The 24,286-nt window shown below is 58.4% G+C and carries 22 protein-coding genes; 8 read left to right on the top strand and 14 right to left on the bottom strand.

Annotation, left to right across the window (positions count from 1 at the left end):
• Positions 1 to 6: 6 nt before the first annotated feature.
• Together ppk2 and AB8B31_RS29055 are read left to right on the top strand one after the other, a co-directional pair.
• Positions 7 to 852 carry a polyphosphate kinase 2 gene (ppk2, locus tag AB8B31_RS29060; protein WP_018245768.1) on the top strand — a complete coding sequence of 282 codons (846 nt, stop codon included), beginning with the start codon at positions 7 to 9 and terminating at the stop codon, positions 850 to 852.
• Between the two features lie 38 nt (positions 853 to 890).
• Complete coding sequence (locus tag AB8B31_RS29055) at positions 891 to 2,003, top strand: AI-2E family transporter (protein WP_131702036.1); 1,113 nt, start codon at positions 891 to 893, stop codon at positions 2,001 to 2,003.
• Positions 2,004 to 2,130: 127 nt separating this feature from the next.
• Here AB8B31_RS29055 and AB8B31_RS29050 read toward each other — a convergent pair whose 3' ends face one another.
• The 9 genes from AB8B31_RS29050 to AB8B31_RS29010 form a co-directional block, all read right to left on the bottom strand.
• A complete protein-coding gene (locus tag AB8B31_RS29050; protein WP_018245770.1) occupies positions 2,131 to 2,367 on the bottom strand; it encodes a hypothetical protein in 237 nt (78 codons plus the stop codon).
• Between the two features lie 236 nt (positions 2,368 to 2,603).
• The gene (locus AB8B31_RS29045; protein WP_018245771.1) at positions 2,604 to 2,954 is read right to left on the bottom strand and encodes a potassium channel family protein; all 351 of its coding nucleotides are present in this window, start codon (positions 2,952 to 2,954) and stop codon (positions 2,604 to 2,606) included.
• Positions 2,955 to 3,087: 133 nt separating this feature from the next.
• The gene (gene cax, locus AB8B31_RS29040; RefSeq protein ID WP_018245772.1) at positions 3,088 to 4,182 is read right to left on the bottom strand and encodes a calcium/proton exchanger; all 1,095 of its coding nucleotides are present in this window, start codon (positions 4,180 to 4,182) and stop codon (positions 3,088 to 3,090) included.
• Positions 4,183 to 4,205: 23 nt separating this feature from the next.
• A complete protein-coding gene (locus AB8B31_RS29035) occupies positions 4,206 to 5,132 on the bottom strand; it encodes an amino acid ABC transporter substrate-binding protein (protein ID WP_018245773.1) in 927 nt (308 codons plus the stop codon).
• Between the two features lie 15 nt (positions 5,133 to 5,147).
• Positions 5,148 to 6,500 carry a putrescine-ornithine antiporter gene (gene potE, locus AB8B31_RS29030; protein WP_018245774.1) on the bottom strand — a complete coding sequence of 451 codons (1,353 nt, stop codon included), beginning with the start codon at positions 6,498 to 6,500 and terminating at the stop codon, positions 5,148 to 5,150.
• Positions 6,497 to 8,884, bottom strand: coding sequence for an ornithine decarboxylase (speC, locus tag AB8B31_RS29025; RefSeq protein ID WP_018245775.1), 2,388 nt, complete (start codon positions 8,882 to 8,884; stop codon positions 6,497 to 6,499). Before speC ends, potE begins: the two co-directional genes overlap by 4 nt.
• Positions 8,881 to 11,142 (bottom strand): arginine/lysine/ornithine decarboxylase, encoded by a 2,262-nt coding sequence (locus AB8B31_RS29020; protein WP_018245776.1) that lies wholly within the window; start codon positions 11,140 to 11,142, stop codon positions 8,881 to 8,883. The genes speC and AB8B31_RS29020 overlap by 4 nt, the downstream gene beginning before the upstream one ends.
• Before the next feature lie 149 nt (positions 11,143 to 11,291).
• Positions 11,292 to 12,218 carry a cation diffusion facilitator family transporter gene (locus AB8B31_RS29015; protein WP_018245777.1) on the bottom strand — a complete coding sequence of 309 codons (927 nt, stop codon included), beginning with the start codon at positions 12,216 to 12,218 and terminating at the stop codon, positions 11,292 to 11,294.
• 319 nt (positions 12,219 to 12,537) lie between these two features.
• Entirely contained in the window at positions 12,538 to 12,894 is a 357-nt protein-coding gene (locus tag AB8B31_RS29010) for a hypothetical protein (protein WP_370090923.1), read from the bottom strand.
• Between the two features lie 360 nt (positions 12,895 to 13,254).
• On the opposite strand from AB8B31_RS29010, the gene AB8B31_RS29005 reads away from it, so the two are divergent.
• Positions 13,255 to 14,616, top strand: coding sequence for an amino acid permease (locus AB8B31_RS29005; protein ID WP_018245779.1), 1,362 nt, complete (start codon positions 13,255 to 13,257; stop codon positions 14,614 to 14,616).
• A gap of 28 nt (positions 14,617 to 14,644) precedes the next feature.
• Here AB8B31_RS29005 and arcC read toward each other — a convergent pair whose 3' ends face one another.
• From arcC to arcA, 3 genes are read right to left on the bottom strand one after another with little or no spacing between them, the layout of a single operon-like run.
• A complete protein-coding gene (arcC, locus tag AB8B31_RS29000) occupies positions 14,645 to 15,583 on the bottom strand; it encodes a carbamate kinase (RefSeq protein ID WP_018245780.1) in 939 nt (312 codons plus the stop codon).
• 1 nt (position 15,584) lies between these two features.
• The gene (locus AB8B31_RS28995; RefSeq protein ID WP_018245781.1) at positions 15,585 to 16,589 is read right to left on the bottom strand and encodes an ornithine carbamoyltransferase; all 1,005 of its coding nucleotides are present in this window, start codon (positions 16,587 to 16,589) and stop codon (positions 15,585 to 15,587) included.
• A 39-nt stretch (positions 16,590 to 16,628) separates the two neighbouring features.
• Positions 16,629 to 17,858 carry an arginine deiminase gene (gene arcA, locus AB8B31_RS28990; RefSeq protein WP_018516608.1) on the bottom strand — a complete coding sequence of 410 codons (1,230 nt, stop codon included), beginning with the start codon at positions 17,856 to 17,858 and terminating at the stop codon, positions 16,629 to 16,631.
• 154 nt (positions 17,859 to 18,012) lie between these two features.
• Between arcA and AB8B31_RS28985 the strand changes: the two genes are divergently transcribed.
• Entirely contained in the window at positions 18,013 to 18,234 is a 222-nt protein-coding gene (locus AB8B31_RS28985) for a hypothetical protein (protein ID WP_018245783.1), read from the top strand.
• 153 nt (positions 18,235 to 18,387) lie between these two features.
• Here AB8B31_RS28985 and AB8B31_RS28980 read toward each other — a convergent pair whose 3' ends face one another.
• A complete protein-coding gene (locus AB8B31_RS28980) occupies positions 18,388 to 18,579 on the bottom strand; it encodes a hypothetical protein (protein WP_163925754.1) in 192 nt (63 codons plus the stop codon).
• A 157-nt stretch (positions 18,580 to 18,736) separates the two neighbouring features.
• Here AB8B31_RS28980 and AB8B31_RS28975 point away from each other — a divergent pair, with 157 nt between their 5' ends.
• From AB8B31_RS28975 to AB8B31_RS28965, 3 genes are all read left to right on the top strand, one after another.
• Positions 18,737 to 19,936, top strand: coding sequence for a sensor histidine kinase (locus tag AB8B31_RS28975; RefSeq protein ID WP_018245784.1), 1,200 nt, complete (start codon positions 18,737 to 18,739; stop codon positions 19,934 to 19,936).
• 4 nt (positions 19,937 to 19,940) lie between these two features.
• Entirely contained in the window at positions 19,941 to 20,609 is a 669-nt protein-coding gene (locus AB8B31_RS28970; protein ID WP_018245785.1) for a response regulator transcription factor, read from the top strand.
• A 96-nt stretch (positions 20,610 to 20,705) separates the two neighbouring features.
• Complete coding sequence (locus AB8B31_RS28965) at positions 20,706 to 22,499, top strand: membrane protein (RefSeq protein WP_018245786.1); 1,794 nt, start codon at positions 20,706 to 20,708, stop codon at positions 22,497 to 22,499.
• A 7-nt stretch (positions 22,500 to 22,506) separates the two neighbouring features.
• Here the strand turns inward: AB8B31_RS28965 and AB8B31_RS28960 are convergent, their stop codons facing one another.
• Positions 22,507 to 23,466 carry a membrane protein gene (locus AB8B31_RS28960; protein ID WP_018245787.1) on the bottom strand — a complete coding sequence of 320 codons (960 nt, stop codon included), beginning with the start codon at positions 23,464 to 23,466 and terminating at the stop codon, positions 22,507 to 22,509.
• 159 nt (positions 23,467 to 23,625) lie between these two features.
• On the opposite strand from AB8B31_RS28960, the gene AB8B31_RS28955 reads away from it, so the two are divergent.
• Positions 23,626 to 24,267: a helix-turn-helix domain-containing protein gene (locus AB8B31_RS28955; protein WP_018245788.1), complete on the top strand. Its 642-nt coding sequence runs from the start codon at positions 23,626 to 23,628 to the stop codon at positions 24,265 to 24,267.
• Positions 24,268 to 24,286 lie beyond the last annotated feature (19 nt).

Below are 24,286 nucleotides of genomic sequence, written 5' to 3'. Positions count from 1 at the left end.
AGAACCATGGACGAGAAATATGAACCCCAACAGGTCGATGCAGAGGCAGGCCGCAATGGCAAAGACAAAAAGAAGAAGAAGAAGTCATGGGATTATGACAAGGAAATCAGCCGCCTGCAGGTGGAACTGGCCCATCTGCAGGCTTGGATAAAAAAATCCGGCGCACGAGTGGTCATCGTCTTCGAGGGGCGCGATGCCGCCGGGAAAGGTGGCATGATCAAGCGTATCATGGAAAAGGTAAGCCCGCGCGTCTTTCGCGTGATCGCCCTGCCCGCTCCGACCGATCGCGAGAAGTCCCAGATCTATATGCAGCGCTATATCGGCTATCTGCCGGCGGCTGGGGAAATCGTGATCTTCGATCGCAGCTGGTACAACCGTGCAGGCGTCGATCGCGTCATGGGCTTCTGCAGCGAGAAGAAGGCACAGCGATTTCTTGAACTGGCGCCTCGCTTCGAAGCGGCAATCGTCGAAAGCGGCATCATTTTGTTGAAATACTTCCTGACGGTCAGCGAAGATGAACAGGATCGCCGTTTCAAGCGCCGGATCGACGACCCATTGAGACAATGGAAGCTCAGCCCCATGGATGTCGAATCCTATCAACGCTGGTGGGACTACACACGCGCCTATGACGAAATGCTGCGAATGACCGACAGCAACCATGCGCCGTGGTGGATCGTGCCATCGGATGACAAGAAGCATGCGCGGGTCAACTGCATCTCGCACATCCTGCAATCCATTCCCTATGAGCGTGTGAAGTTTGCGGCACCTGATCTCGGCAAACGCCAGAAACGCCCGTCGGATTTTGTCGAGGATAGCAGTATTCGGCACGTCGTGCCCGACACGACGTCATAGATCACCTCGGCCGGAACGGCGCGGGACGGGATGCGACGATGGAACAAACAACCGGAGATACGACGGCGCAGAGAGCCGACACGGGGCAGATTTCGATAGAGGCAAAGGTAAGCGACCTCGTCAGATTGGGTATTATCGGGCTCTTTGCCTATTGGACCCTGCTTCTCATCGCACCCTTCGCGCTGATCGTCGCCTGGTCGGCCATCCTTGCGGTGGCGCTCTTTCCGATGTTCGAGGCGCTTTCGAGACTGATCGGAAACAGGCCCGTCATTGCCGCGATTGTCATTGTCGTAGCCTGTCTCGTCCTGATCATCGTGCCCCTGGCGCTCATTGCGGTCAACGTTACCGATGCAGTACAGCCGCTTGTCGCCAAATTGCGGGCCGAGAACTTCACACTGCCCGCCGCGCCGGCGACCATTCGCGAATGGCCGGTCGTCGGGGAGCGAATTTATAACGCATGGAACCAGCTCGCTACCGACCTGGCATCAACCATCGTCAAGCTCCAAGCGCCAATACTCGAAGTCATGGGTGTCATCGTCGCAAAATTGGCCTCGCTCAGTGGCGGTGTCTTGAGCTTCGTCGCCTCGATCATTTTCTCCGGCATCCTACTCACCATGTCGCCGCGGCTGGCTGTGGCAATACAGGTCCTGGCAAGCAGGATCGCTGGCGACAAGGGCGTCGGCTTTGCGCACCTGGCCGGAATGACCGTGCGAAACGTCTCGAGGGGCGTCATAGGCGTCGCCTTCCTCCAGGCGCTCTTATGCGGATTGTGCTTTGCCCTCTTTGGCATTCCGGCCCGCGGGGCCTTGACGTTACTGGTGTTTGTCCTTTGCGTAATGCAACTCGGGCCTGCACTGGTACTCGTGCCTGCCATCATTTGGGCGTGGTTCTCCTGGCCGACTTCGACCGCGCTCATCTTCACAATCGTCGCTGTCCCGATCATGGTCGTCGACAACGTCCTGAAGCCGATCCTGATGGCGAGAGGTCTCTCGACCCCGATGCCGGTCATACTGATCGGCGTGATAGGGGGCACCCTGTCATACGGTCTGCTGGGGCTGTTTTTGGGACCGATCGTCCTCAGTGTCTTTTATGAATTGCTGAGAGCCTGGGCCTGGCCGTCAGAGGCACCAGGCGGATCGAAAAATGCTTGAAACAAAGCGTGACCGGCAAGCCGGGAGGCATGAAAACACGCCGAACTCGTGTCAGGACTTGTCACAAGTCGAAAAATCTCCATCCGCCGACGGACTACCTTCCGGTTTTTAAGTGTGCATTCCCTCCTCACCGATCGGTGCAATACATGATGACTTCTTGCTCTATCTCGCGGCAGAGTTGCTCGTACTCCTTGATCAGCACTTCCTCCCTAGGACTCTGTCTTCGAAACCGGTCCAGCGCATCGGCGGCAAGATCGTAAGCTTCAAAGATCTCGTCCAGTGTCTCACTGGCCTGGTCGGCCAAAACACGACGGAAATCGGGGAGTCTAAGCATCAATTTCCTCCGTCCACGCTCTCTGCCCATTGATTAGCTCCGCGTTAAGCACCCCCGCAAATCATACGAAATCGCTCGAGTATCAGATCGTACCATAGGAGATCTGCATTGATGTGTTTTCGGAATGAGAGTTCGGCTGGGATGCAATGGCTGTTGGGAAGCCGTTTGCGGCGAACGTGGACATGCCAGCGCGAAAACGTAGCTTTATGTGACCTAGCATATCGATAGCACGCCGCCGGACGGGGAAGACGTCTCGTTGACATGTCCTACTCCGCGCTGCCGCGATCAGTCGCGTTCAAGGCCTTCACAGTGACCGCGGCAACGACGCCGGTCAGTATAATTCCCGCAAAGCCGATCACCACTGCCAACACCCGCGCCGACACGTGCTTGGGCGTAAAATCGCCATAGCCGATAGTAAGCCCTGTAACGAAGGTGAAGTAGAGAGCTTCGTCGATTCGCCAATCCTCTATGCGCCATATCGCAAGGCCGGAGATGATCATTATCGACACAATGCCGGATAGGATCGGCCAAATTACCCGCAGCTGCTTAGCAAGCGCGATGAAGAACAGACGTCTTATTTGCCTATTGCTCGGCTCATTGCCTACTTTTGACGGCATGACTTCGACCTTTCTGCGGTCAGCGTCAGGAGAGAGCAATGAAGCGTGGAGAACTCAAGCCCGAGATCCACCAGACCGCATCAGTCGCGCTCACATCCAACCACAGTCTATTTGCCTCCGGACGATTGCCGCTTCACGGCATTCGTGGCGGCAAGACATAAAGCGTTATGGCGAAGATCAAATAAACCATCAGCACCAACACGCCGACGAACCATGCAGACCGTCCGCTATTGGTTACGAACATCGCCGTAATGGTCGCAAGCAGCACCATCACCACGACGCCTGGCGGGAACTGCAGGTCCATCGGTGACGGGCCGATCACGTAACTGAGCAAGACCAGGACGGGCGCTACGAACAAAGCGATCTGCGAAGCGCTTCCCAGCGCGATGCCCACGCTGAGGTCAAGCCGGTTCTTGCGGGCGCCGGAAAACGCCGAGGCCATTTCGGCAGCGCCGCCAACCAGTGCGACGACAATGAAACCGACAAAGGCAGGCGTCATTCCGAAAGCCTCCGCTGCCTTTTGCACGGATTCGACGAAGATCTCGCTTACCAGCGCCACGAGGACGGTGACCCCGGCGAGCGTGACCAGGGCCAGGCCGATCGGCCACGGCATTTCGTCTGTCTGTGCGTGTTCTGCGGCGGCGAAAATCTCGCGATGCGTCCTGAGGCTGAACAGCAGCCCAAGTCCGTATCCGACGATGAGCAGGAGGGCTAGGCCAAGACTGAGCTGTTGGGTGACGGCGGCTGCGGAGGTGGAGCCCATTTCAGCAACAGCCGAAGGCATCAGCAACCCGACTGTGGCGAGAAAGAGCAGGCCGGCTTGAAGACGCGCGCTGGCTCGGTTGAACTCCTGGAAGTGGTACTTAAGCCCGCCAAGCAAAAACGAAGCGCCCAGCATGAACAGCGTGTTGGTGACGATCGCGCCGGCAATGGACGATTTCACCAGCGTGTACTCGCCGGCGCGCAGGGCTGCCAGCGCGATGACCAACTCGGTGAGATTTCCCAGGGTGGCATTGAGCAGCCCGCCTGCGGCGTCACCCGTCTTGGCGGCAACTGATTCCGTAGCGTGACTGAGCAACCCGGCCAGCGGCACGATAGCAAGCACCGACAGAACAAAGAGTGTCGTGTGGGCCTCGGGGATGAATATCGCAGCAACGAACACCACCGGCACGGCGATCAGCAACCACAGCATAGGGCTGTCGCGTATCTCTTTCAAAAGGAGGCTCAACGGACGCTCCTGTTCGGGTGATGCTATTCAGGCAAGGCCGTCTGCTGGAAGAAAGTGACAGTCGCTTCATCCGGGGGACCGAACCACGTCGTAAAGAATGTGCGGAAATTCTGCGCCGCATAGGCCTGGCTAAGCGCGCGGTCGACGATGAGCCGGAAGTCCTCGTCTGCGCGCGCCAGTTCAAGACCGAGTGGCTCGTAGGTGAAATGCCGCTTCAGGACGACAAGATTGCCGGAATTGTCGCTGCGCGCCGCAACGTCCATCAGGAGCGGCATGTCCCCGAAAAGGACAGCTGAACGACCGTCAAGGACCCGCTCGATCCCTTGCTGGAAGCTGTCAACCGATGCCGTCGTCGCGGCGAGCTGAAAGGTCTTGATTTTGTCCGACAGCCAGTGCTCGCTCGTCGTCCCGGTGATCGATGAGAATGTCTTGTTCTCAAGTATCGTGCGCGCCGGCGAGCCTCGCCAGACAGGCCGGCTCGACGGTTCGCCATATTCCAGCACCTCGCGCAAAGCCAGGGGTGCGCTCGTACTGACGACAGCCCCGGTGCCGCTCGGAAAAATGGGGATCGAGAACGAAACCTGCTGTCTGCGGCTGAGTGTGACGGGCTCCGCCCCGCAAACGAGATCCACCACGCCATCCTGTATCGCACGCGCCCGCGCCTCGCCGGTGAGAGGCACCCATTCCACAGCGAGCTGCGACAGCTTCAGTTCGGCTTTCACGCTGTCGGCAACCTTGTTGCAAAGAGCAACCGCATAACCGTCGGGCGCACCGTTGTCCGTCTTGAACGAGAAGGGCCTCGCATCGGCCTCATAGCCGAATTTCAACGAACTGCTTGCGCGGACGCGGTCCAGTGTCTGTGCATGAGCGGGCGCAAAACCCACTGCTGAGACTACGATGACGAATATGGAGGCGCCTGTTGCGATCCACCGACCTTTGCTGATTGGCATGGTTTTCCTCCTTTGCTACTCGGCCGGCGCACGGTTCACGGCGAAGCGCGGTGCGATCAGGCCATAAATTATGAAGCTGATACCTGTTACCAGCATTCCACCCATCACCGCATCCTTGCCGGAAGCGTAGATAGCGAACACGCTGTAGAGCATACCGATGATGCAGACGGCGGCGTTCAGCCTGTACTTCGCCTGCGGCACGCCCGCCGCCTTCATGATGACGAACAGGGCCGAGAGTGCGATGATATAGGGCAGCACGTTGGTTACCACCGCGAGATTGACCAGAGCGGAAAACTGTTCGCTGAGCGTCGGAGAAATGGTCATCAGGGCAAGACATGTCTGCACGACGCCGAGAATGATCATCCCCTTTACCGGTGCGCCCATCTCGTTCACACGTGAGAATACGGCGGGGAACATTCGCCCCTCCGCGGCGGTGCGCGCGGTCTGCGCGATCGTGAACTGCCAGCCCAGGAGCGAACCGAGACAGGCAAGGACTGCGAGCGCCATGATGATCGAGCCGATCGTCGGGTTGAACATGGTGGCATAGGCCAGCGCGAACGGCCCGGTCGAGGCCGCAAGTTCTGCGTTCGGCACGATGCCCTGAATGACCGTCGTCGACAGGATGTAGATGACGGCGGCGCCAAGTGTGCCGAACATGCAGGCAAGCGGCACGTCGCGCTTCGGGTTCTCAACGGCATCCGAATTCTGCGCAGCCGACTCCATCCCGAGGAAGGCCCAGAGCGTCAGCGATATGCTCGATCCCATTCCTTGGCCGAGCGACAGTCCCTTCGGATTCCAGGCGGCGGCGAAGGTGCTTGAACTGAACCACAGCCACCCGATGATCGAGAGCAACCCCACTGGAATGATCACACCCCAAACCGTGATTGAACCAATACGCCCGGTGATGCGAGGCCCTCCGAAATTTGCCGCAGTCGTCAGCCAGAGAAGTACGATCAGCGCCAGACATGTCATGATCGGCGTCGAGGTCAAGACGGGAAAGAAGCCCGCGAGGTAGCCCACCGCAGAGATGCCGATCGCGACATTGCCGATGGCAAGCGACAGAAAATACAGAAAGAACACCAGGAAAAAGCCGTCCTTCCCATAGGCGTCCTCCGCATAGGCCGACATGCCCCCCGGCCGCTGGTTGAAGATCCCGGCCTGAGCGAACCCATAGGCTATCGCCATCGAGCCGATGGCGGTCACAAGCCAGGAGAGCAGCGAGATCGCACCCACCTGCGCCATGTTGGCAGGCAGCATGATGATGCCTGAACCCATCATATTGACCGCGACGATGAAGGTGAGTTGCACCAGGTTCATCTTTTTCTTGGCCGTGGCCTCACTCGCGAGATGCATTGTGTTGTCGGTCATGATGAGATCCTCCCGTCCCCCTGCTCGCGCACGACGTACGTATAGAACTTGATCCGCCCATCGATCCGTTCCTGGAATACGCCCTGGACTTCGTAGTTGAAGCCCGGGAAGCGATTGAAGGACTCTTCGAAAGCCAGGAAATAATCGCGCATCGGCCGCGCCCTTTCGTCCCACCGCTCTCCCGGCACGATCACTCCGATGCCTGGCGGATAGATCAGTGCCAGCGTCGCCGAGATCCGGCCAGCGGCTTCAACAAGCGGCACATAGTCGACATTGTTGGCCACCAGCGCTTCATAGGCCTGTTTCGGCGAAATTGCCGGTTCCGGAAAACTCTCCGAGCGGAAGCACAGGCGCTGCAGGCCCTTGACGCCCGCATCGCGATAGAACGAATGCATCTCCCGGCAGACCTGCCGCACCGTGTAGCCCGCATAACGCTCGCGATTGGCCGCAAACACCGTCGGCAGAACCTCCTGTAGAGGCGCGTCGCGATCCCAGAGGTTCTTGAACTTCACCAGCTTGGCAACCAGCGTATTCAGCTTGCTCTCATCTTCTGCCGGCGTGAGCAGGAAAAGCAGGCTGTTGAGATCGCATTTCTCCGGCACGACCCGCTGCTCGCGCAGATAGTTGGCGACCACGGTCGCCGGAATTCCGAACTCGCGATATTCGCCGGTCTCCCGGTCGATGCCGGGCGTCAGCAGCGTGAGCTTGTTGGGATCGACCATGGTGTAGCCGGGCGCATAGCCGGCGTAGCCATGCCATTTTGCCTCCGGGTCGAACCGCCAGCACTGCTGCTCGCGCTTGAGCACATCGGTGGGGATATCTTCCCAGGGTGTCTCAGCGAGGTCGCTCGTATGCTTTGAACCGGACACCGAGATCTTGTCCGGCACGAAGGGATCGAAGAACCACTGCTCTTCGGGACTTCCACCCTTGGTTTCATAATGCTTGACGAAGCCGCGCAGCTTCTTGCGAACCTCGATCCCGAGTTCGATACAACGATCCCAGAGCATTTCGCCCGCCTTGCCCTCATGCACCTTGGCGTTGACGTCAAGCGAGGCGAAGAGCGGATAGAAGGGAGAGGTTGACACATGCATCAGCAGCGATTCATTGAAGCGCTTGTGCTCAACGAACCTGCGTTGGCCGCGGATATGTTCGTCGCGTTTGTGGATCTGCGAGGCCTGTGAAAAGCCGGCGCCCTGCTTATGTACCGACTGCGTCGAGAACAATCCCGGCATGTCAGGCCGCAGGTCCTCGAGGCGCATGGGACTGTGCCCCAAAAAGAGCGGATGAAAGGCATTGTAACCGATCCAGGCTTCGTCCCAGAGAACGTAGTCGCAGAGATGACCGATCTTCTCCATCACCTGGCGCACATTGTAGATGGTGCCGTCATAGGTGGCGAGCTGGATGCAGGCGAGACGAAAGGGTCTCTCGGCATTGGCGCGGCCTTTGTCGGCAACGAGCGGATGCGCGGCAATCTTCTGCCGCAACCAACCTTCGTCCCAAGCCTCCCAATCGACCGCACCAATCATGCCGAAGGAGTTGCGGGCCGTTGGCAGGTAGATGGGAATAGCACCAGCCTGCACAAGCGCACCCTGGTGAAGGGACTTGTGATTGTTGCGGTCGAAGAGCACGAGATCGCCGCTCCGCAGCACCGCGTTAGCAACAACCTTGTTGGAGGTGCTGGTTCCGTTCAGGATGAAATAGGTGCGATCCGCGCCAAAGATGCGCGCCGCCTGCTTCTGGGCCTCGGCCGCAGGCCCTTCATGGATCAGCAGATCACCAAGATCCACATCTGCATTGCAAAGATCATTGCGGAAAATGCCCTCCCCGAAATACTTGAAGAAGAGCTGCCCCGCGGGCGACTTCCGATAGAACTGCCCGCCCTGGTGGCCGGGGCAATCGAAGGCGATATTGGCCTCGCCGTCATAGGCCATCATGCCTCCGAAGAACGGTGGCAGCAGCGACTTGCCGTAATTGACCAGGCTGGAGATGATCTGCTTGGCGTAGAAGGCCGGTGTCTGCTGCCCGAGATAGATGAAACCGTCCACCTCGCCAGCCATTTCCACAACGTCCAGGTCCGCGATGGTCAAGGTATCGGCCATCGCCCAGACGGGAGTGCGAAATCCAACGTCCCGGACGGAGCGAAGGAAGGAACGCGCACCCGCCAGGCGCCCGCCTTCGACCGAGCCGATATAGGCTCCGACGGAGGCATCCTCGGACACGTCGGCGGAATAATCATACCTCAGTTCCACCTCGAAATTCTCCGAAGCGATCTGCGTCAACAACTCCTGCACCTGCGGGTCGTCGCGATCGACGACCGCCACCACCTTCAGCATCTTGTGAAACGGGATGGCAACGGTCGGAGACTTCACATCACGCGGGATCATTGTGGCCGTCCCTCTGCAACACAATCGACGAGGTACCGACGCCCCTTGTCGCCGGCTGTGAATCGTAGGCCGTGAATATCGGTTTCGAAACCGGGAAACTTCCGGTCGAATTCACGGGCATAGAGCAGGTAGTCCTGGATCGACTTCGTCGATTCCGTGATCCGTTCACCTGGCATGATCAATGGAATGCCCGGCGGATAAGGAACGATCATCACGGCAAGGACGCGGTTCATGAGGTTGTCGATCTCGACGCTCTCGATCCGCCCTTTGACGAGGTGATCGTAGGCGTCTGCGGGCCGCAGCGCCATGTCGGGCAGCACGGTGTACATCTCGCGCTGCGCCTTCGGCACGTCATCCTTGCGGTAGATCGCGTGGATGCTTTCGCATAGATCTCGCAATCCCATGCCGGCATAGGCCTCGGGATGTGCTGCGGCGAGAGCCGGCAATGCCCGCGTCAGCGGAGCGTTGGCGTCGTAGAGATCCTTGAAATTGATCAGTTCGGTGACAAGCGTGCTCCACTTGCCACGCGTAATTCCCATCGAGAAAAGGACAAGGAAGGAATAGAGGCCGGTCTTCTCGATTTCGATGCGGCGCGAGGAAAGGAACTTCGTGATGACGCCGGCCGGGATCCCGTGTTCCTGCATGGTGCCGTTCGCCGATAATCCCGGTGAAAGGATCGTGACCTTGATGGGATCGACCATCACATGATTTTCGGCAAGGCCTTCAAAACCATGCCAGGCATCACCGGGCTTCAGAACCCATTCGGCATGGGTATCGCTCGGCGTCTGCTCGGCGACGGTCGGTTCCCACACATCGAACCACCAGCTTCCGTTCATCTGCTTCCTGACCGCGTTCATCGCACGGCGGAAACTGATTGCTTCGTCGATCGTCTCTTGCACCAGGGAGCGCCCGGCCGGCTGCTCCATCATGGCCGCCGCGACATCGCAGGAGGCAATGATGCCGTACTGCGGCGAGGTCGAGGTGTGCATCATGAAGGCTTCGTTGAAGCGCGTGACATCCAGGCGCTTGTTCTCTGCATGCTGGATGTGGATCATCGATGCCTGCGAAAGAGCCGCCAGCAGCTTGTGCGTCGACTGCGTCGCAAAGGTAATGGCGTTCTGCGAGCGCGCAGGCTGGGTGGATGAGATTCCGTGAAAGCCGTCGTAGAACTCATGGAAATTCGCGTAGGCGTACCAGGCCTCGTCGAAGTGCAGCACCTCGACCGCATCGCCAAGCGATGCTTTGATGGCATCGACGTTGTAGCAGAGCCCGTCATAGGTCGAATTGGTGATGACCATCAATCGGACCTTGCCGCTGGTTTCGCCGGCGTACCGGCTCGCAGCGATTTTCTGGGCGATAGCCTCCGGCGTAAACTGGTCCTTCGAAATCGGGCCGATAATGCCGAGCCCGTTGCGGGACGGCGTCAGGTAGATCGGCGTTGCGCCCGTCATGATCAGCGAATGCAGGATGGACTTGTGGCAATTGCGGTCGCAAAGCACGAGATCGCCGCGTCCGACCATGCCGTGCCAGACGATCTTGTTCGCGGTCGACGTGCCGCCGACGACGAACAGCGTTTCGTCGGTACCGAAAATGCGCGCCGCGTTGCGCTCGCCCTCGGCGATCGGCCCGACGTGATCCAGCAACGAACCGACGCTGCCGACCGATACGGAGATATCGGAGCGGAGCGTGTTTTCACCGAAGAACGTGTAGAAGAGCTGACCAACCGGGCTTTTGCGGAAGGCGATTCCTCCGCCATGACCGGGCGTGTGCCAGGAATATGCTCCCTCGAGCGTATACTTCATCAGAGCCTTGAACATCGGTGGCGGCAGCCGATCGAGGTAATTGCGGGCAGCCTGCACGATGGCCCGCGCCATGAACTCTGCCGAATCCTCGAATAGCCGCATGAAAGCGTTAGCGTGGCGCAACACTGTGGCCGGAACATCCTCCGCCGTCGTGTCGTCCCCGAAAAGGAAGATCGGCATCCGGTCGTTCTTCTGGCGCTTTGCGCTTAGAACCTCTTCCAGCACCTTCCAACGCGAGGCTTTGTCCTCAGTGCCGTCGACGGAAATCAGCCAGCAAGATTCCGTATTGAAAATATGTACCAGGCGACGCGCGTCCTCGTAGGAGACGCCGGAAACAACACGGAACCCCTCGTTTTCGATCGCCGCTGCCAGATCGCGCATCCCGCGCCCTGCAGCACTCTTGCCCTCAAAATCCTCGTCGATGACGGCAATGGGAAATGCCTTTTGGAACTCCATGCGCCCCTCCAGACCCGATGTTCAATGCAGCGGCCGCCGCGCAGCCACCGTCATCATGGGTGAAAAGATCGTACACACCAGGCGCATAGGCGTCGTTGATTGCAATCAACGTGGGAGCAAAATGCCATTGGGCAGAGCAAAACCACGAACTATTCGGCCCATTCCGCATCGGCGGTAAAGGCGATGGTGAGCCAGCGGTTTGCGCTTTCATCCCCGATTGCGGCACCGATTTCGTCGCGAAGCGCATCCCATTCCTCGACCGTCTTCGCAGGAAGTCCCTCGGGCACGATGAAGTAGAGCTCTATCTGCGTCGCTCGACCGACGCGGGCGACATAGGCGCGGTAGGAAAGGAAGCCGAGACGGCGAACCGTTTCTGAGGCGACATGATCGACATGATCCTTGAGCTCGACAGGTGCAATCAACAGGACTTCGGTCAGTGCCTTCCAGACCGTGCCGATCGGCAGCGGGATCATTACAAGGCAGACCAGGGCCAGCACGAAGGGATCCATGTACTTGGCAACCCAAGCGACGGGCGTCGGCTGCACGGCGAAGCCAATCAGAAATGCTATGAGCAGGGCGAACGAGATACCGCCCGACATGATCCAGGCCTTGATATCGAGTGAGATGAAATCGGATTTCAGTTTGCGGTTCAGCCTGATGCCGATGATGGCCATGACGACACAGATGAGCACCGTCGTGGCGGAATATGCGATGGCAATGCCGAAACGGAGTTCGTGTCCGCCATTGAGGATGCTGATAATCGCATTGATCAGCGCGTAGACCGCGACCGTCATCAGCACGCAGCCGTTGAGCATGAGGACGATCGGCTCAAGGTGCCAGAAACCCATGGTGAAGCGGTTGTGAACTCTGCGCGACAGCGCATCGCGCTGCGCCGATTTCACGATCAGGCTCGAAACCGACAGCGCAAGCCCGGTCATTGCAGCGTCAGCCAGCGAATAGACCCCATCAAAGGCGATGGAGAACGAGCCTGAAAGGATGCCGAAGATGATGCCGAGCGCGGCAATCACGATGGTGGCCGCAATCGAAATGCGTAGAAACCCTTGTTCGTTCCACATCGCCACCTCCCGCGCAGCCCACACGCCTCGCGCTCACTCTAGCGTGTCCGCGCCAATCGTGAAGGCATTCGAGACAATCGCCGACTACGGAGTGAACCGGATTTTCTATTCTTTGGATGGAGGTTCGCGCCCTGGAATGACTGTCCGAAGGAGCTATAGACACTGGGGAGGAAGCCCCGGAGGCTTCGTGACAACCTCGTCGAATGGCGGGCCGCGATCGCGCCCTGCGGCAATCTCGCGATCATTGCCTGAACATCATGAGAGCCGGGGCGATCTGCCCCGGCTCGACATTTGGAGGCATGGCCGGCGCAGATTTCGGTTATTCCACATAGAAAGTCATGTTGCCATTGCGCGCTCGCGTTACCCACTCAATATCATTTGGCGTGAGCTTTTTGGCCTTGAGCTGCGCCACAAGCCATTTGTTCGACCGAACTGCGGCTCTGATGGCTGCGACATGCTCCGCACTCCCCGCCCGAGGGTGTGCGCCAGTCTCTGAAAAATCTGCGATTCTGTAGCTTACAATCGTGAACCTTTTGCTATGATAGGTCCGCACCGCCTCAGGCAAACTCTCACTCCAGTTCATTCTTCGGTATTCGCGTCGATCCTGCTGGGCTTGAACCGGAACGATACCGGCAGCAGTCAATGCGACAATCCCAATGATCATGGCCATTTTCATCGTTCTAACTCCCAAGAACAAAATGATCCTCAGTCGCAAGATATCTTATGCCCAAGAGCCTCGCATTGAGTGTGATCAATAGTGTTCGAGCAAACACCCTGAATAGTTACGTGATTTACGGACACCTTCCTCTTACAATGAGGCAAGGTGGCCGACTGACAATCCAGTTTCAGCGAGGAATTTAAGGGAGACGGGCTGCGCCAGATCGTCGACCGGGGTGATCCTTATCCGGAACGTGCGCAACGCTCGTCGACTACGCATTGAACCGGATTGCAGCGCCAAGTCTTTGGAGGGAAGATCGCGCTGGGCAATGGCGGTCCAACGGAGCCATGAGCACCGGCCTTCGCGGGAGGAGACTTCATGACAACTCCGAATGGCAAGAGCCTCGGACTGGCCGCCTGTACTGCCATCGTGGTCGGAAACATGGTGGGTTCGGGCTTCTATCTCTCGCCGGCCGCAGTAGCGCCCTACGGCAATCTCGCCATCGTCGTCTGGATCGTCATGGGAGCCGGCGCGATCTGTCTCGGCCTCACATTCGCGCGGCTTGCCAGTCTCGTGCCGGCTGTCGGTGGCCCCTACGCCTACACACGGCTGGCCTACGGCGATTTTGCCGGCTTCCTCATTGCCTGGGGCTACTGGATTTCCATTTGGACATCGCTTCCCGTGATCGCCATCGCCTTCGCCGGCGTGATGATCGATCTCGTTCCCGCTTTTGCCAACCGCCTCGCAGCGACATTGCTGACGCTTGGGGTGATATGGGCGATCGTGCTGGTCAATCTTCGCGGCGTTCATGCGGCGGCCCTGTTTGCGCAGGTTACCACCTATGCCAAGCTCATGCCCTTTGGCGCTGTCGCTATCATCGGTCTTCTCTTCATCGACACCTCCCATTTCGCGGAGTTCAACCCCAGCGGCCAGCCGCTGCTAAAGTCGGTCGCGGCCTTGGCGCCGCTGACCATGTTTGCTTATCTCGGGCTGGAATCAGCAACAGTTCCCGCTGGCGATGTTCGGGACGCGAGACGAACCATTCCCCGCTCGACCGTTCTCGGAATTTCCATCGCTGCGGCTCTTTATGTGCTGGGCACCATCGTCGTCCTTGGTGTCGTGCCCCGGGAACAGCTCGTGCATTCCGTCGCGCCGTTTTCCGAAGCTGCGGGGATCATGTGGGGGCGCGGCGGGGAACTGGCAATATCGGTCGCAGTCTTGCTGTCATCGATCGGCGCCCTGAACGGCTGGACGCTGCTGATGGGGCAGGTTCCGATGGCTGCTGCCCGGGACGGGCTCTTCCCTCCCCTGTTCGCACGGCTCTCGAGCCGGGGCGTCCCGGCGGTTGGCATGATTGTCTCGGCATCATTTGCGACCATGCTGGTGCTCGTTCAAGCTTTCGGGTCGGAGGGTTTTGCTGCGGTCTATCGGCTCATGGTCGGGCTGAGCACCATGACTGCCGTCGTCCCCTATGCCTTCTGCTCGCTGGCCGGAAGCCTTGTAGCAGCCGGTGTGACCAAGGAGCGACGAATGCCGCGCGTCACCGCAATCGAGCTCATCGCCTTCATTTTCGCGATATTCACGCTCTATGGGTCCGGCGCCGAGCCGGTCCTCTATGGTCTCGTTCTGCTCATGCTTGGGATCCCGGTTTACGTCTGGCAGAGAAGAAACACGTCCGCCATGCAGGTGGACAGTGAAGAAACGGCAGCGGGTGCTGCGACACACCCGGCCGTATCCTGATAATTTCACATTGAAACCTGCGTCGCCCTCAAGCGTACCAGCTCAGGCCGGTGAAACCACTGCTGATGATCGTTCCGCGCTCGCCGCGCACCATGGCAGCTATATCCGCCAGGGCGCCGATTGCCGTGCTCTTTCCGCTGGCCTGAGCAAAATGGCAGGCGGCATCGACCTTCGGGCCCATCGAACCGGCCGGGAAGGAAAATTGCCTGAGATCGTCAGGCCGGGCTTTATGGATGGACTTCTGAGACGGCTTGCCCCAGTCCGTGCAGACGGCCTGGGCGTCTGTTGCCAGGATGAGGAGGTCGGCATCAAGTTCGCGCGCCAAAAGTTCTGAGCACAAATCCTTGTCGATCACGGCTTCGACGCCGATGAGCTTCCGGTCGCTGCCTTTTTCGTACATCGTCGGGATACCACCGCCGCCGGCACAAATGACGATCGTCCGCTGCTCCAGCAGCCACCGCACCGGACGGACCTCAAAGATGCGCTTCGGCAGCGGTGATGCGACCACACGCCGCCACTTTTCACCATCCTGCTTGAACACCCAGCCCTTCTCCGTGCGGATGCGCTCGGCATCCGCCTTCTCATAGATCGGGCCGACGAACTTGGTCGGGTTGCTGAAGCCCGGATCGTCGGCATCGACCTCGACCATCGTCAGAAGCGTTGCCAGTGGCTGCTCGAACGGCAGCAAATTGCCGAGTTCTTGTTCCAGCATGTAGCCGATCATGCCCTCGGTTTCCGCCCCCAGCACATCGAGCGGATAGGCCTCGTCAGGCTTGTAGGCCGCGCCCTGAAGCGCGAGCAGCCCGACCTGAGGCCCGTTGCCGTGGGTTATGATCAACTCATGTTCGGCCGCCAACGGCGCGATCGCTTCCGCAGCGATGCGCGCATTCCGCCGCTGGACATCCGCGGTCATGGCCTCTCCACGCCGGAGAAGGGCATTGCCGCCAAGCGCAATAACCACACGCATTTTAGTCTCCCAGAGTGGCGACAAGCAGCGCCTTGATTGTGTGCAGGCGGTTTTCGGCCTGCTCGAAGGCGATATTGGCTTCGGACTCGAAGACGTCATTGGTCACTTCGAGGCCGTTGCTCATGCCGTAGTCCTCGGCAATCTGCTTGCCCAACGTCGTCTCGGTATCGTGGTATGCCGGCAGGCAATGCATGAACTTCGTCTGAAAATTGCCCGTTGCCTTCATCAAGGCGTCGTTGACCTGGTAAGGCGTCAACAATTTGATGCGTTCGCGCCAGACGTCCTTCGGCTCGCCCATCGAGACCCAGACATCCGTGTGAATGAAATCGACACCTTGCACGGCCTCCTTGGGGTCGTCGGTAACGAGCAGGCGCGCACCGGATTTCTCCTTCAGGTCCTCGGCGATTTTCATGTACTCCCGGGACGGCCAGAGCGATTTCGGGCCGCAGATGCGCACATCCATTCCCACCAGGCACCCGACGATCAGCAGCGAGTGCCCCATGTTCGAGCGCGTGTCGCCCACATAGGCATACTTGATGTCCGCAATCGGCTTGTCGCTGTGCTCGCGCATGGTCATCACGTCGGCCAGCATCTGCGTTGGATGGTATTCATCCGTCAGACCGTTATAGACCGGCACGCCTGCAAAACGGGCGAGTGTCTCCACGCCCTGCTGCGCAGCTCCGCGATATTCGATGGCATCAAACATGCGGCCGAGAACGCGGGCAGTGTCCTTGAAGGATTCCTTGTGCCCGATCTGCGAACCGGACGGATCAAGATAGGTCACGTTGGCGCCCTGATCCGAACAGGCAACTTCGAAGGCGCATCTGGTGCGCGTGGAGGTTTTCTCGAAAATCAGACAGATTTCCTTGCCTTTCAGGTGCTCTTGCTCGGTGCGGGCATATTTGGCGCGCTTGAGGTCGCGGGCGAGATCGAGAAGGTATCGGAATTCCCGCGGGGTGTAGTCCTGCACGGTCAGAAGTGAACGATTGCGCAGATTGAAGCTCATTGTCTTGCTCCGTCGAGGCTGTTTCGTGGATGCGATGTGTCAGTATGCGGGGTCGCGCCATATCGGGCATGTCATGCAGTGCCCGCCGCCGCGGCCGCGGCCGAGTTCGGAGCCGCGAATGGTGATGACCTCAACGCCTGCTTTGCGCAGAAGCGTATTCGTGTACGTGTTGCGGTCGTAAGCGACGACCACGCCGGGCTCGAGCGCAACGACATTGTTGCCGTCGTCCCATTGTTCTCGTTCGGCCTGATAGGAATTGCCGCCGGTCTCGACTATGCGCAGCTGCGGCAAATCGAGCGCTTCGCTGACGACGTCGAGCATCGGGCGATTTTCGGGATGAATCTCGAATGTGCCCTCATCATCCTTGGGATACATGCTGTAGCAGCGGATCTGATCGACAACCTCGGCAAACAGCGTAACGACATCGCGATCGCAGAAACTGAAAACGGTATCGAGATGCATTGCCGCGCGGCTCTTCGGCATCAGACAGGCGATCACCCGCTTTACGGCATTGCCCCTGAACAGGGCCTGCGCCACTTGGCCGACTGCCTGATAGGTGGTGCGCTCGCCCATGCCGATTAGGACAGTGCCGTTCCCGATCGGCATGACGTCGCCACCCTCCATTGAGGCATTGGCAAACTGGCCGTCTGAATCACCCCACCAGATCCGGAAATCGCTCCCGAGAAAGATCGGGTGAAACTTGTAGATCGCGCGCTGGATCAGCGTCTCGGCGCGTCTTGCTGGCCAGAACATCGGGTTGCAGGTCACACCGCCGTAAATCCAGCAGGACGGATCACGCTGGAACAAGGTATTGGGAATCGGCGGGATGACAAACTCCGTTTCCTGCAAGGCGCTGAGCATCAGCGACTTTGCCTTGACATCCGGCAGGTCGGAAATCGCGATCCCGCCGATCATAAATGCGGCAAGCTGCGTGGCCGGCATTTCGTCAAGCCATGGCCGCATCGCCTCGGCGATCTGCGAGCCGAGCACATTCGGGGTGATGCGCCGATCCAATATGAAGTCTCGCGCCTGCTTGTTAGCGAGCGCCTGACCGAGCATATCGTGGAGTTCTAAAACCTCGACACCTCTCTCCTGCATTTTCAGGACAAAATCATAATGATCCTTCTGTGCCTCATGGACCCATAGGACGTCGTCAAAAAGCAGATCGTGGCAGTTTGCAGGCGTCAGCCGCTGATGTGCCAGAGACGGTCGGCACACCATGACGGTTCTCAGCTTTCCAACCTCGGAATGAACACCAAAACCACGCATGCGGTCCTCCCCGGTCTTTCGTATAGCGGCCGCGCCGCCGGCTCTTTGAACACAATCAAACGATTTTGGCCGGTCATGTCATTGATCGCAGACAAGGTGCGCTGCAGCATCCTGCGATTGGGCACATTCAATGGAGGCGTGAAACTTCGCCTCGATGGATCTGCCATATGCGCCAATGGGTGGGGTGGACTTCCAGTCGTTCACCGGTCATGGCATTCGCCCAACCATCAGGCAGGCGCCGACATGGAAAAATCAGGGCATCAACGCCTTGATCGCCGATGACGGCGAGTTCTATATCCTCTTCGAATGGAGCTTCGACAATCAACCGCCACATCACCGAATCCTCCACGACGATGCACCAGCATCAACTGGATAGAACATCCTCTCGGCTTGCCAGCACTCGGCCGACGTGCTTACTCCTCAAGCGCTTTGCACTTGTCGCGACTACGCTTGCCTGTCCCAACTCGGCGATGAGGCGATCAATGGCGATTTCACGGGCGGAAAAACATCCTGTCAGTGCGACAATCGCTCATCCTATATAGAAAGTCAGATTGCCATTACGGGTCTGTGTCACCCATTCGATGACTTCAGACGCCAGTTTCTTGGCTTTCAGTTTGAACCAGCCACTTGTTGGAACGGGCGGCCGCCCATTTGCTTGCCATAGTAGCGGAACAATCACGCCCGGGCATTGCGCCGGATCAATGGGAATGAGGAAGTCCAAGATATCGCGAGCTTCTCGCTGGGGGGCGCAAGACGACAATAGAGCCTACGCGATGCTACACCGCTCATCCGTTCAAAGGTGGTAATCTTGCATCATTATCGACGAGCAAAACGGTCCAGCGACTGCATAACTTCTCGGATGAGCGCAGGAGACCATCATGTCCATCAAGATGGAAACGCCGCATGTTGCAGAGTACGGTCCTGACGTTTCAACTATGGTCGAAGGGGACTCGTTCATACTAGGGCGCAGCCAACCTTCACGCGTGCTCCGCGAGGAAGATGAAGCGCCCAGGATGGACTGGATCCGGAAGCTCTACGAACACATGCCGGATGCGGTGTTTTTTATCACCGACAGCCATCATATTTCGGCCTGCAACAAAACGGCAGTCGCCCTGTTTGGCTACGACGAAAGCGAATTGGTCGGCCGCAAGATCGACTTCGTCTGGCGCTCGACACCAGATGTTCAACTAAGAGGACGCTGGGCAGACCAAGGCGCAGCGCGCGCCGGTCTTGCCATCACCAAAGGCGGTGCTCAATTCCCGACTGCCCTTACAATCATCAGGGGGCAGGATGCAAAGGAAGGCTTCACTGCAGCGATTTTCGAGGACTTCCGCGCCGAGCGCGAGACATTGCAGCAGGTTCAGGAGCTTCAATGCGAGATTGCCCGCCTCGCAAGAATAACCGCGCTAGGGGAAATGGCATCGACCCTTGCCCATGAGCTTTCACAACCGCTCTCGTCAATCGCTGCTTATTCGCAGGGATGCAGACGCCTCGTCATGAATGATCACCGTCGATGCGGCGAGAAGCTTCGCGAAGCCCTATCGGACATTACGCAACATGCTATGTGGGCAGGAACGATCGTCCAGAACATAAGAGACTTGGTAAAGCCCGGCGCTGGCGCAAGAAAACAGGAAGCGATGCACGAGTTGATCCATGAGGCGACCACACTCGCGTTCGTGGGATCACAGCGCAAGGGGCTCCATGCGGATCTCCGCCTCGAAGCGGCGTGGGACACGGTCATTGTCGACCGTGTCCAGATCGTGCAGGTGTTGACAAACCTTGTTCGCAATGCCCTCGAGGCAACCGACGATGTCGATCAGCCCCATATTGCGATCCGAACCAAATCCGACACATCTTCTCATCTCGTTGTCGAAGTGTCTGACAACGGCTGCGGTATCGCAGCCGAGATCGAGGAGGCATTGTTCCGTCCCTTCGTGACCAGTAAACCGCGCGGCCTCGGCATGGGGCTGGCCTTGTCCAAGCGCATTGTCGAAGCGCATGGAGGCCGCATAACTGCGCGCAAGGGGATGGATTGCGGTTCGATGCTCTGTTTCTCGCTTCCGCTGGCGGAGATCTAAACCGATGGCAAACGACCTCACGATCCATCTCGTTGACGACGAGGAGTCGCTCAGACGGTCGGTGACATTCCTATTGGTATCGGCAGGTTTTGCCGTTCGCGCGCATAGCTGCGCAAAGGCGTTTCTCGAACTTCTGCCCCTTTCCGGGAGGAACTGCCTTGTTACCGACCTCCGCATGCCGCATATCGACGGCATCGAACTGCTCCACCGCTTGCACGATTTCAACACGGACGTTCCGACGATCGTTATCACCGGCCAGGGCGATGTTGCCACAGCCGTTCTGGCGATGAAGGCCGGAGCATCAGACTTCCTGGAAAAACCTCTCAAAGAAGAAGCGTTGATGGCAGCCATCAACGGAGCGATGGGACAAAGACGTCCCGGCAGGGCGATTGCCGATCCCGAAAGTGTGGCGGCACGACTTCGTCAACTCACGGACCGCGAACACCAAGTCCTCATCGGCGTGCTTGACGGCCTGCAGAACAAGATGATCGCCTATCATCTAGGCATCAGTTCGCGGACGGTGGAAGTCCACCGTGCCAATGTGATGGCAAAAATGGGCGCGCGCAACCTGACGGAGCTCATGTGGATGGCCATTACTATTGACGCGACCGGACAGCGATCTGAAATCGAGAGGGGCGCGCCCGCCGTCCACATATTGCCCCACCTTCGCTGATCGGAAAGCAATCCTTGCAAGCAAAGACATGTAGGATATGATGCGTTAGAAGATGCTTAAATAATAGCGCGATCTTGTCGTGGGGGCGGGGCGGTCATGGGAAGCGCAAAGGTCAACACTTTCCGCAGTTTTGAGCCGACAGCAGACGAAATCTGCCTGCAAGTCGAGCGCATCCTCATGAGCGAGGAATTTCACACCCCGAAACGCGGGCGAAATTTCCTGGAATTTGTCGTCAACGAGACACTTGCGGGTCGATCGGGGTTTTTGAAGGCGTTTACGATAGCAAATATGGTTTTCGGCCGGGAAGCATCGTTCGATCCGCAAAACGATCCGGTCGTCCGGATCGAGGCCGGCCGAATAAGAAAAGCCCTCGAGCGCTACTACCTTGTCGCGGGCCAAGCGGACGAGGTCATCATTACCGTGCCGAAAGGCGGATATGTTCCCCATTTCGAATATGCTCAGGATGCGCTCGACCCCGTATCTGAGCCCGTATCTGAGAAAACGCTGGAAAAGTCGCCGGCCGGGGGACTGGATGATCAAGACGATCCGCTTCCGGACATAGGTCGCAGAGCGAGGCCAGTCGCTCTTGGCCTTGGAGCCACTCTCGTCACCGTTCTTGCGCTTCTGCTCCTCGCTCTTGCTGGCGCACTTTCGGTTTCGCGGAATGTTTCAAGCCGGGCACCGCCGCCGGGATCAGCGGAACCAAAAGTGGTTGTCGATTTTTTTGCCGAAAGCGGCCTCATTGGCGCCGGTTCGGACATCGCGCGTGGCCTGAGGGACGACGTCATCGGCCAACTCGCTCAGTTTGATGACATCGTCGTGGTTACCGGCTCGATACGCGGCGAACCTGCTGACGGCGCCGCCTATGCGCTCCAAGGCAATGTCCAGCTCGATGGCAGCAGGATGCGTGCCGCTGCGAGGTTGGTGCGTCAATCCGATGGTGCCGTCATATGGGCCGACAATTATGATGCTAATCTCGATGTTCAAAACAAGCTTGTGATTCAAGCCGATGTCGCCGGGAAAATCGCCAGCGCGATTGCACAGCCCTATGGCGCTATCTTCCAAGCCGATACGGAAACGATCGCCAGGCCTGCGGAGAATGGCGGCTCGGACGCCTATGCCTGCACCTTGATCTATTACAGCTACCGGCAGACCATGACTGAACAAAGCCATCGGAAAGCACGCGAATGCCTGCAACAGACAACCCAGCGTTTTCCCGATAACGCATCCTCTTGGGCCCTCCTGTCCATGGTCTATCTTGACGAGATACGTTTTCGCTACAAACTCGGCACGCCAGCTTCAGCCCAGCCCCTCGAACTGGCGATTGCTGCGGTGGAACGGGCAATATCGCTGGCGCCCGGCAATCCGCGCGTGCTTCGGGCTCAGATGCTGGTGAGCTTCTTCAGAGGGGATATCGGGAAGGCGCTGACGGCCGGGACCTCTGCCTATGCCGCAAATCCAGACGATGTCGAAGTTGCAGGCGAATACGGCTCCCGCCTTGCGATGTCAGGAAAATGGCAATCAGGTTGCGAATTGCTGTCGATCGCTCTCAGCAGGAACGCCGGACCTAAAGGTTTTTATGAGGTTGGCATGGCTTTATGCGCCTTCATGCGAGGCGATATCGAAGCGGCGGAGCAGTGGTCGCGACGGTCCGATCTCGATGGCAACCCCATGCACCATCTCTTGCTGCTGTCCATTCTCGGGACCGCTGGAAAGACGAATGAAGCCAGACTGGAACGGGAATGGCTCAACACCCACGCACCGGAAATGATGGGCAATGTCCATGCGGAGATCTCTCTGCGTTTGCAAAGACCGGAAGACCAGGAGCTGTTCCTCAACGGCCTGCGCGCCGCGGGAATGGTCATTTCTCCTGTCAACACGCCAAGATAGTTACGGGTCAGGGCTCTGCGTCGCCAAACTTGCGAAATTTTGAAATCTCCATCGCGATTTGCACGGCGATGTCGTCCTCGACATCGAGAATGGTCTGGCCACTCAGATCGCGATCATATTGATTTGCCCAGACGACTACCCCGTCGGCGCCGTCTATCAGGCGGATATGCAGATGCACGACCGTGCTTTCGACAAGTGCACTTCCTTGCAGGTTGAAATGCGGTCCGCTCGTTACCGCGCCGGAGCGGCCTGGAGTAAGCACGACCAGGTTTTGCACCTCCATGAGTTTTGAAATCAGCTGATCGCCCAGTCCCTTTGCAAAATTAGCTGTCTGCGCCGTGCCGTCGAGGGCGACGAGGGGGTCGACAGCAATCCTGATCCTGTTCGTCGGCGTTGAGGCAACAGGGGTCCGGGTCGCTTGCGGTGGTGATAGGTAGGATTCGAGGGGGCGAATGAGGGCTAAGATCGCCATTGCCCCGAATAGTGCAGGGACACCAATCGGCAGCAGAAGATGGCGATAGGTCGTTGGCCCCTGCTGCCCAGTCTGTTTTTGTGGATTCTCGTGATCTTGCGAAGCGGCCACTTCGCTAGCAATCGACGTGTTTTCGCCGCTCGAAAACCGCGTCGCGTAGCCTCCTTTGGGAATTGTGATACGTATCGGGTCGTTGCTTCCACACACGAGGTAATATCGCTCGAGTGCGCGGCGGATACGGCCGGCCTCTATGCGTACGACCGGATCATTCTGGGCATCGAAGGACGCGTCGCGTCCGAAAACGACCTGCGCGATCATATAGGCCTTAAGCCGTTCGCTGTGCCCTTCAAGCGTCTCTTCAACAATATACTGTAGAAAGCGACGCCCGCGCTCGGGAGCATGGAATTGCGGGCTTGCGAGTATGCGTTCAAGCTGCTCGCGCACACTTGCCGGATCTTGAGATAAGTCGCGTTCCCCTCCATCTTCCGATGCCATACGACCTCCCACGACATTTTCGTGTCGCTCTCCCCAAAGGGCGAATGCCTTATACACCGTAGAGTAATCCGGGGCTTCCGTAGCAATACGTAAGGGGTATCTCGAATATCGGGTCCCGCGGCAATTGCTTATGCTCCGATGCGGATAGGGGCGACGCAGATGCTTCAAAATCACGCAATAAATTACACGACTGCTCGAGGCCACCGGTATGGAGGCGCAGCCGCTACAACCAAAGATCAGTCGATTAGGCTCAAGGCCGATGAGACGATCTACAGCGAAGGCGAACACGCGCTTACGATCTACCACGTAGAAGCGGGCGCTGTGCGGATCTACAGACTGACGGCCGCCGGACAGAGATACATTCTGTCGTTTTACGGAAAGGGCGAATGGTTCGGACTTGAAACGGGCGATATACGCACCGATTTCGCCGAAGCCGTCTGCGAAACCTGCGTCACGCCCTTTCGCGCCAATCATGACGCCGTCGTTCCCATCGATCTTCTGCACATTGCCTTGACGAATCTTGCCAAGGCGCAACACAAACAACTCGTCATCACCGAGCAGAGCGCACTGAAGCGCGTCGCGGCCTTTGTCTGCGAAATGGCCGACCGTCATCCAGGCGATTGCGAATTTGACATGATGATTTCCCGCAGCGATATCGCCGACTATCTTGGACTGACAGTCGAAACCGTTGCCCGCTGTTTCACGAAGCTCCGCGAAAAACGTATCCTTTGCCTGAACGGCAAACTGCAACGCATCGTTCGCCTTCTCGATCGCGATGCGCTGATCAGCCTCACGATCTAACGGCAAAGCATTCGCAGGT

Origin of the sequence: Rhizobium sp. 62_C5_N11_2, from assembly GCF_051811185.1 — a bacterium.
In the GTDB taxonomy this organism is placed as follows: Bacteria; Pseudomonadota; Alphaproteobacteria; order Rhizobiales; family Rhizobiaceae; genus Rhizobium; species Rhizobium leguminosarum.
Note: the sequence above shows the minus strand (reverse complement) of the source record. Positions and strands in the feature narration are given on the sequence as shown.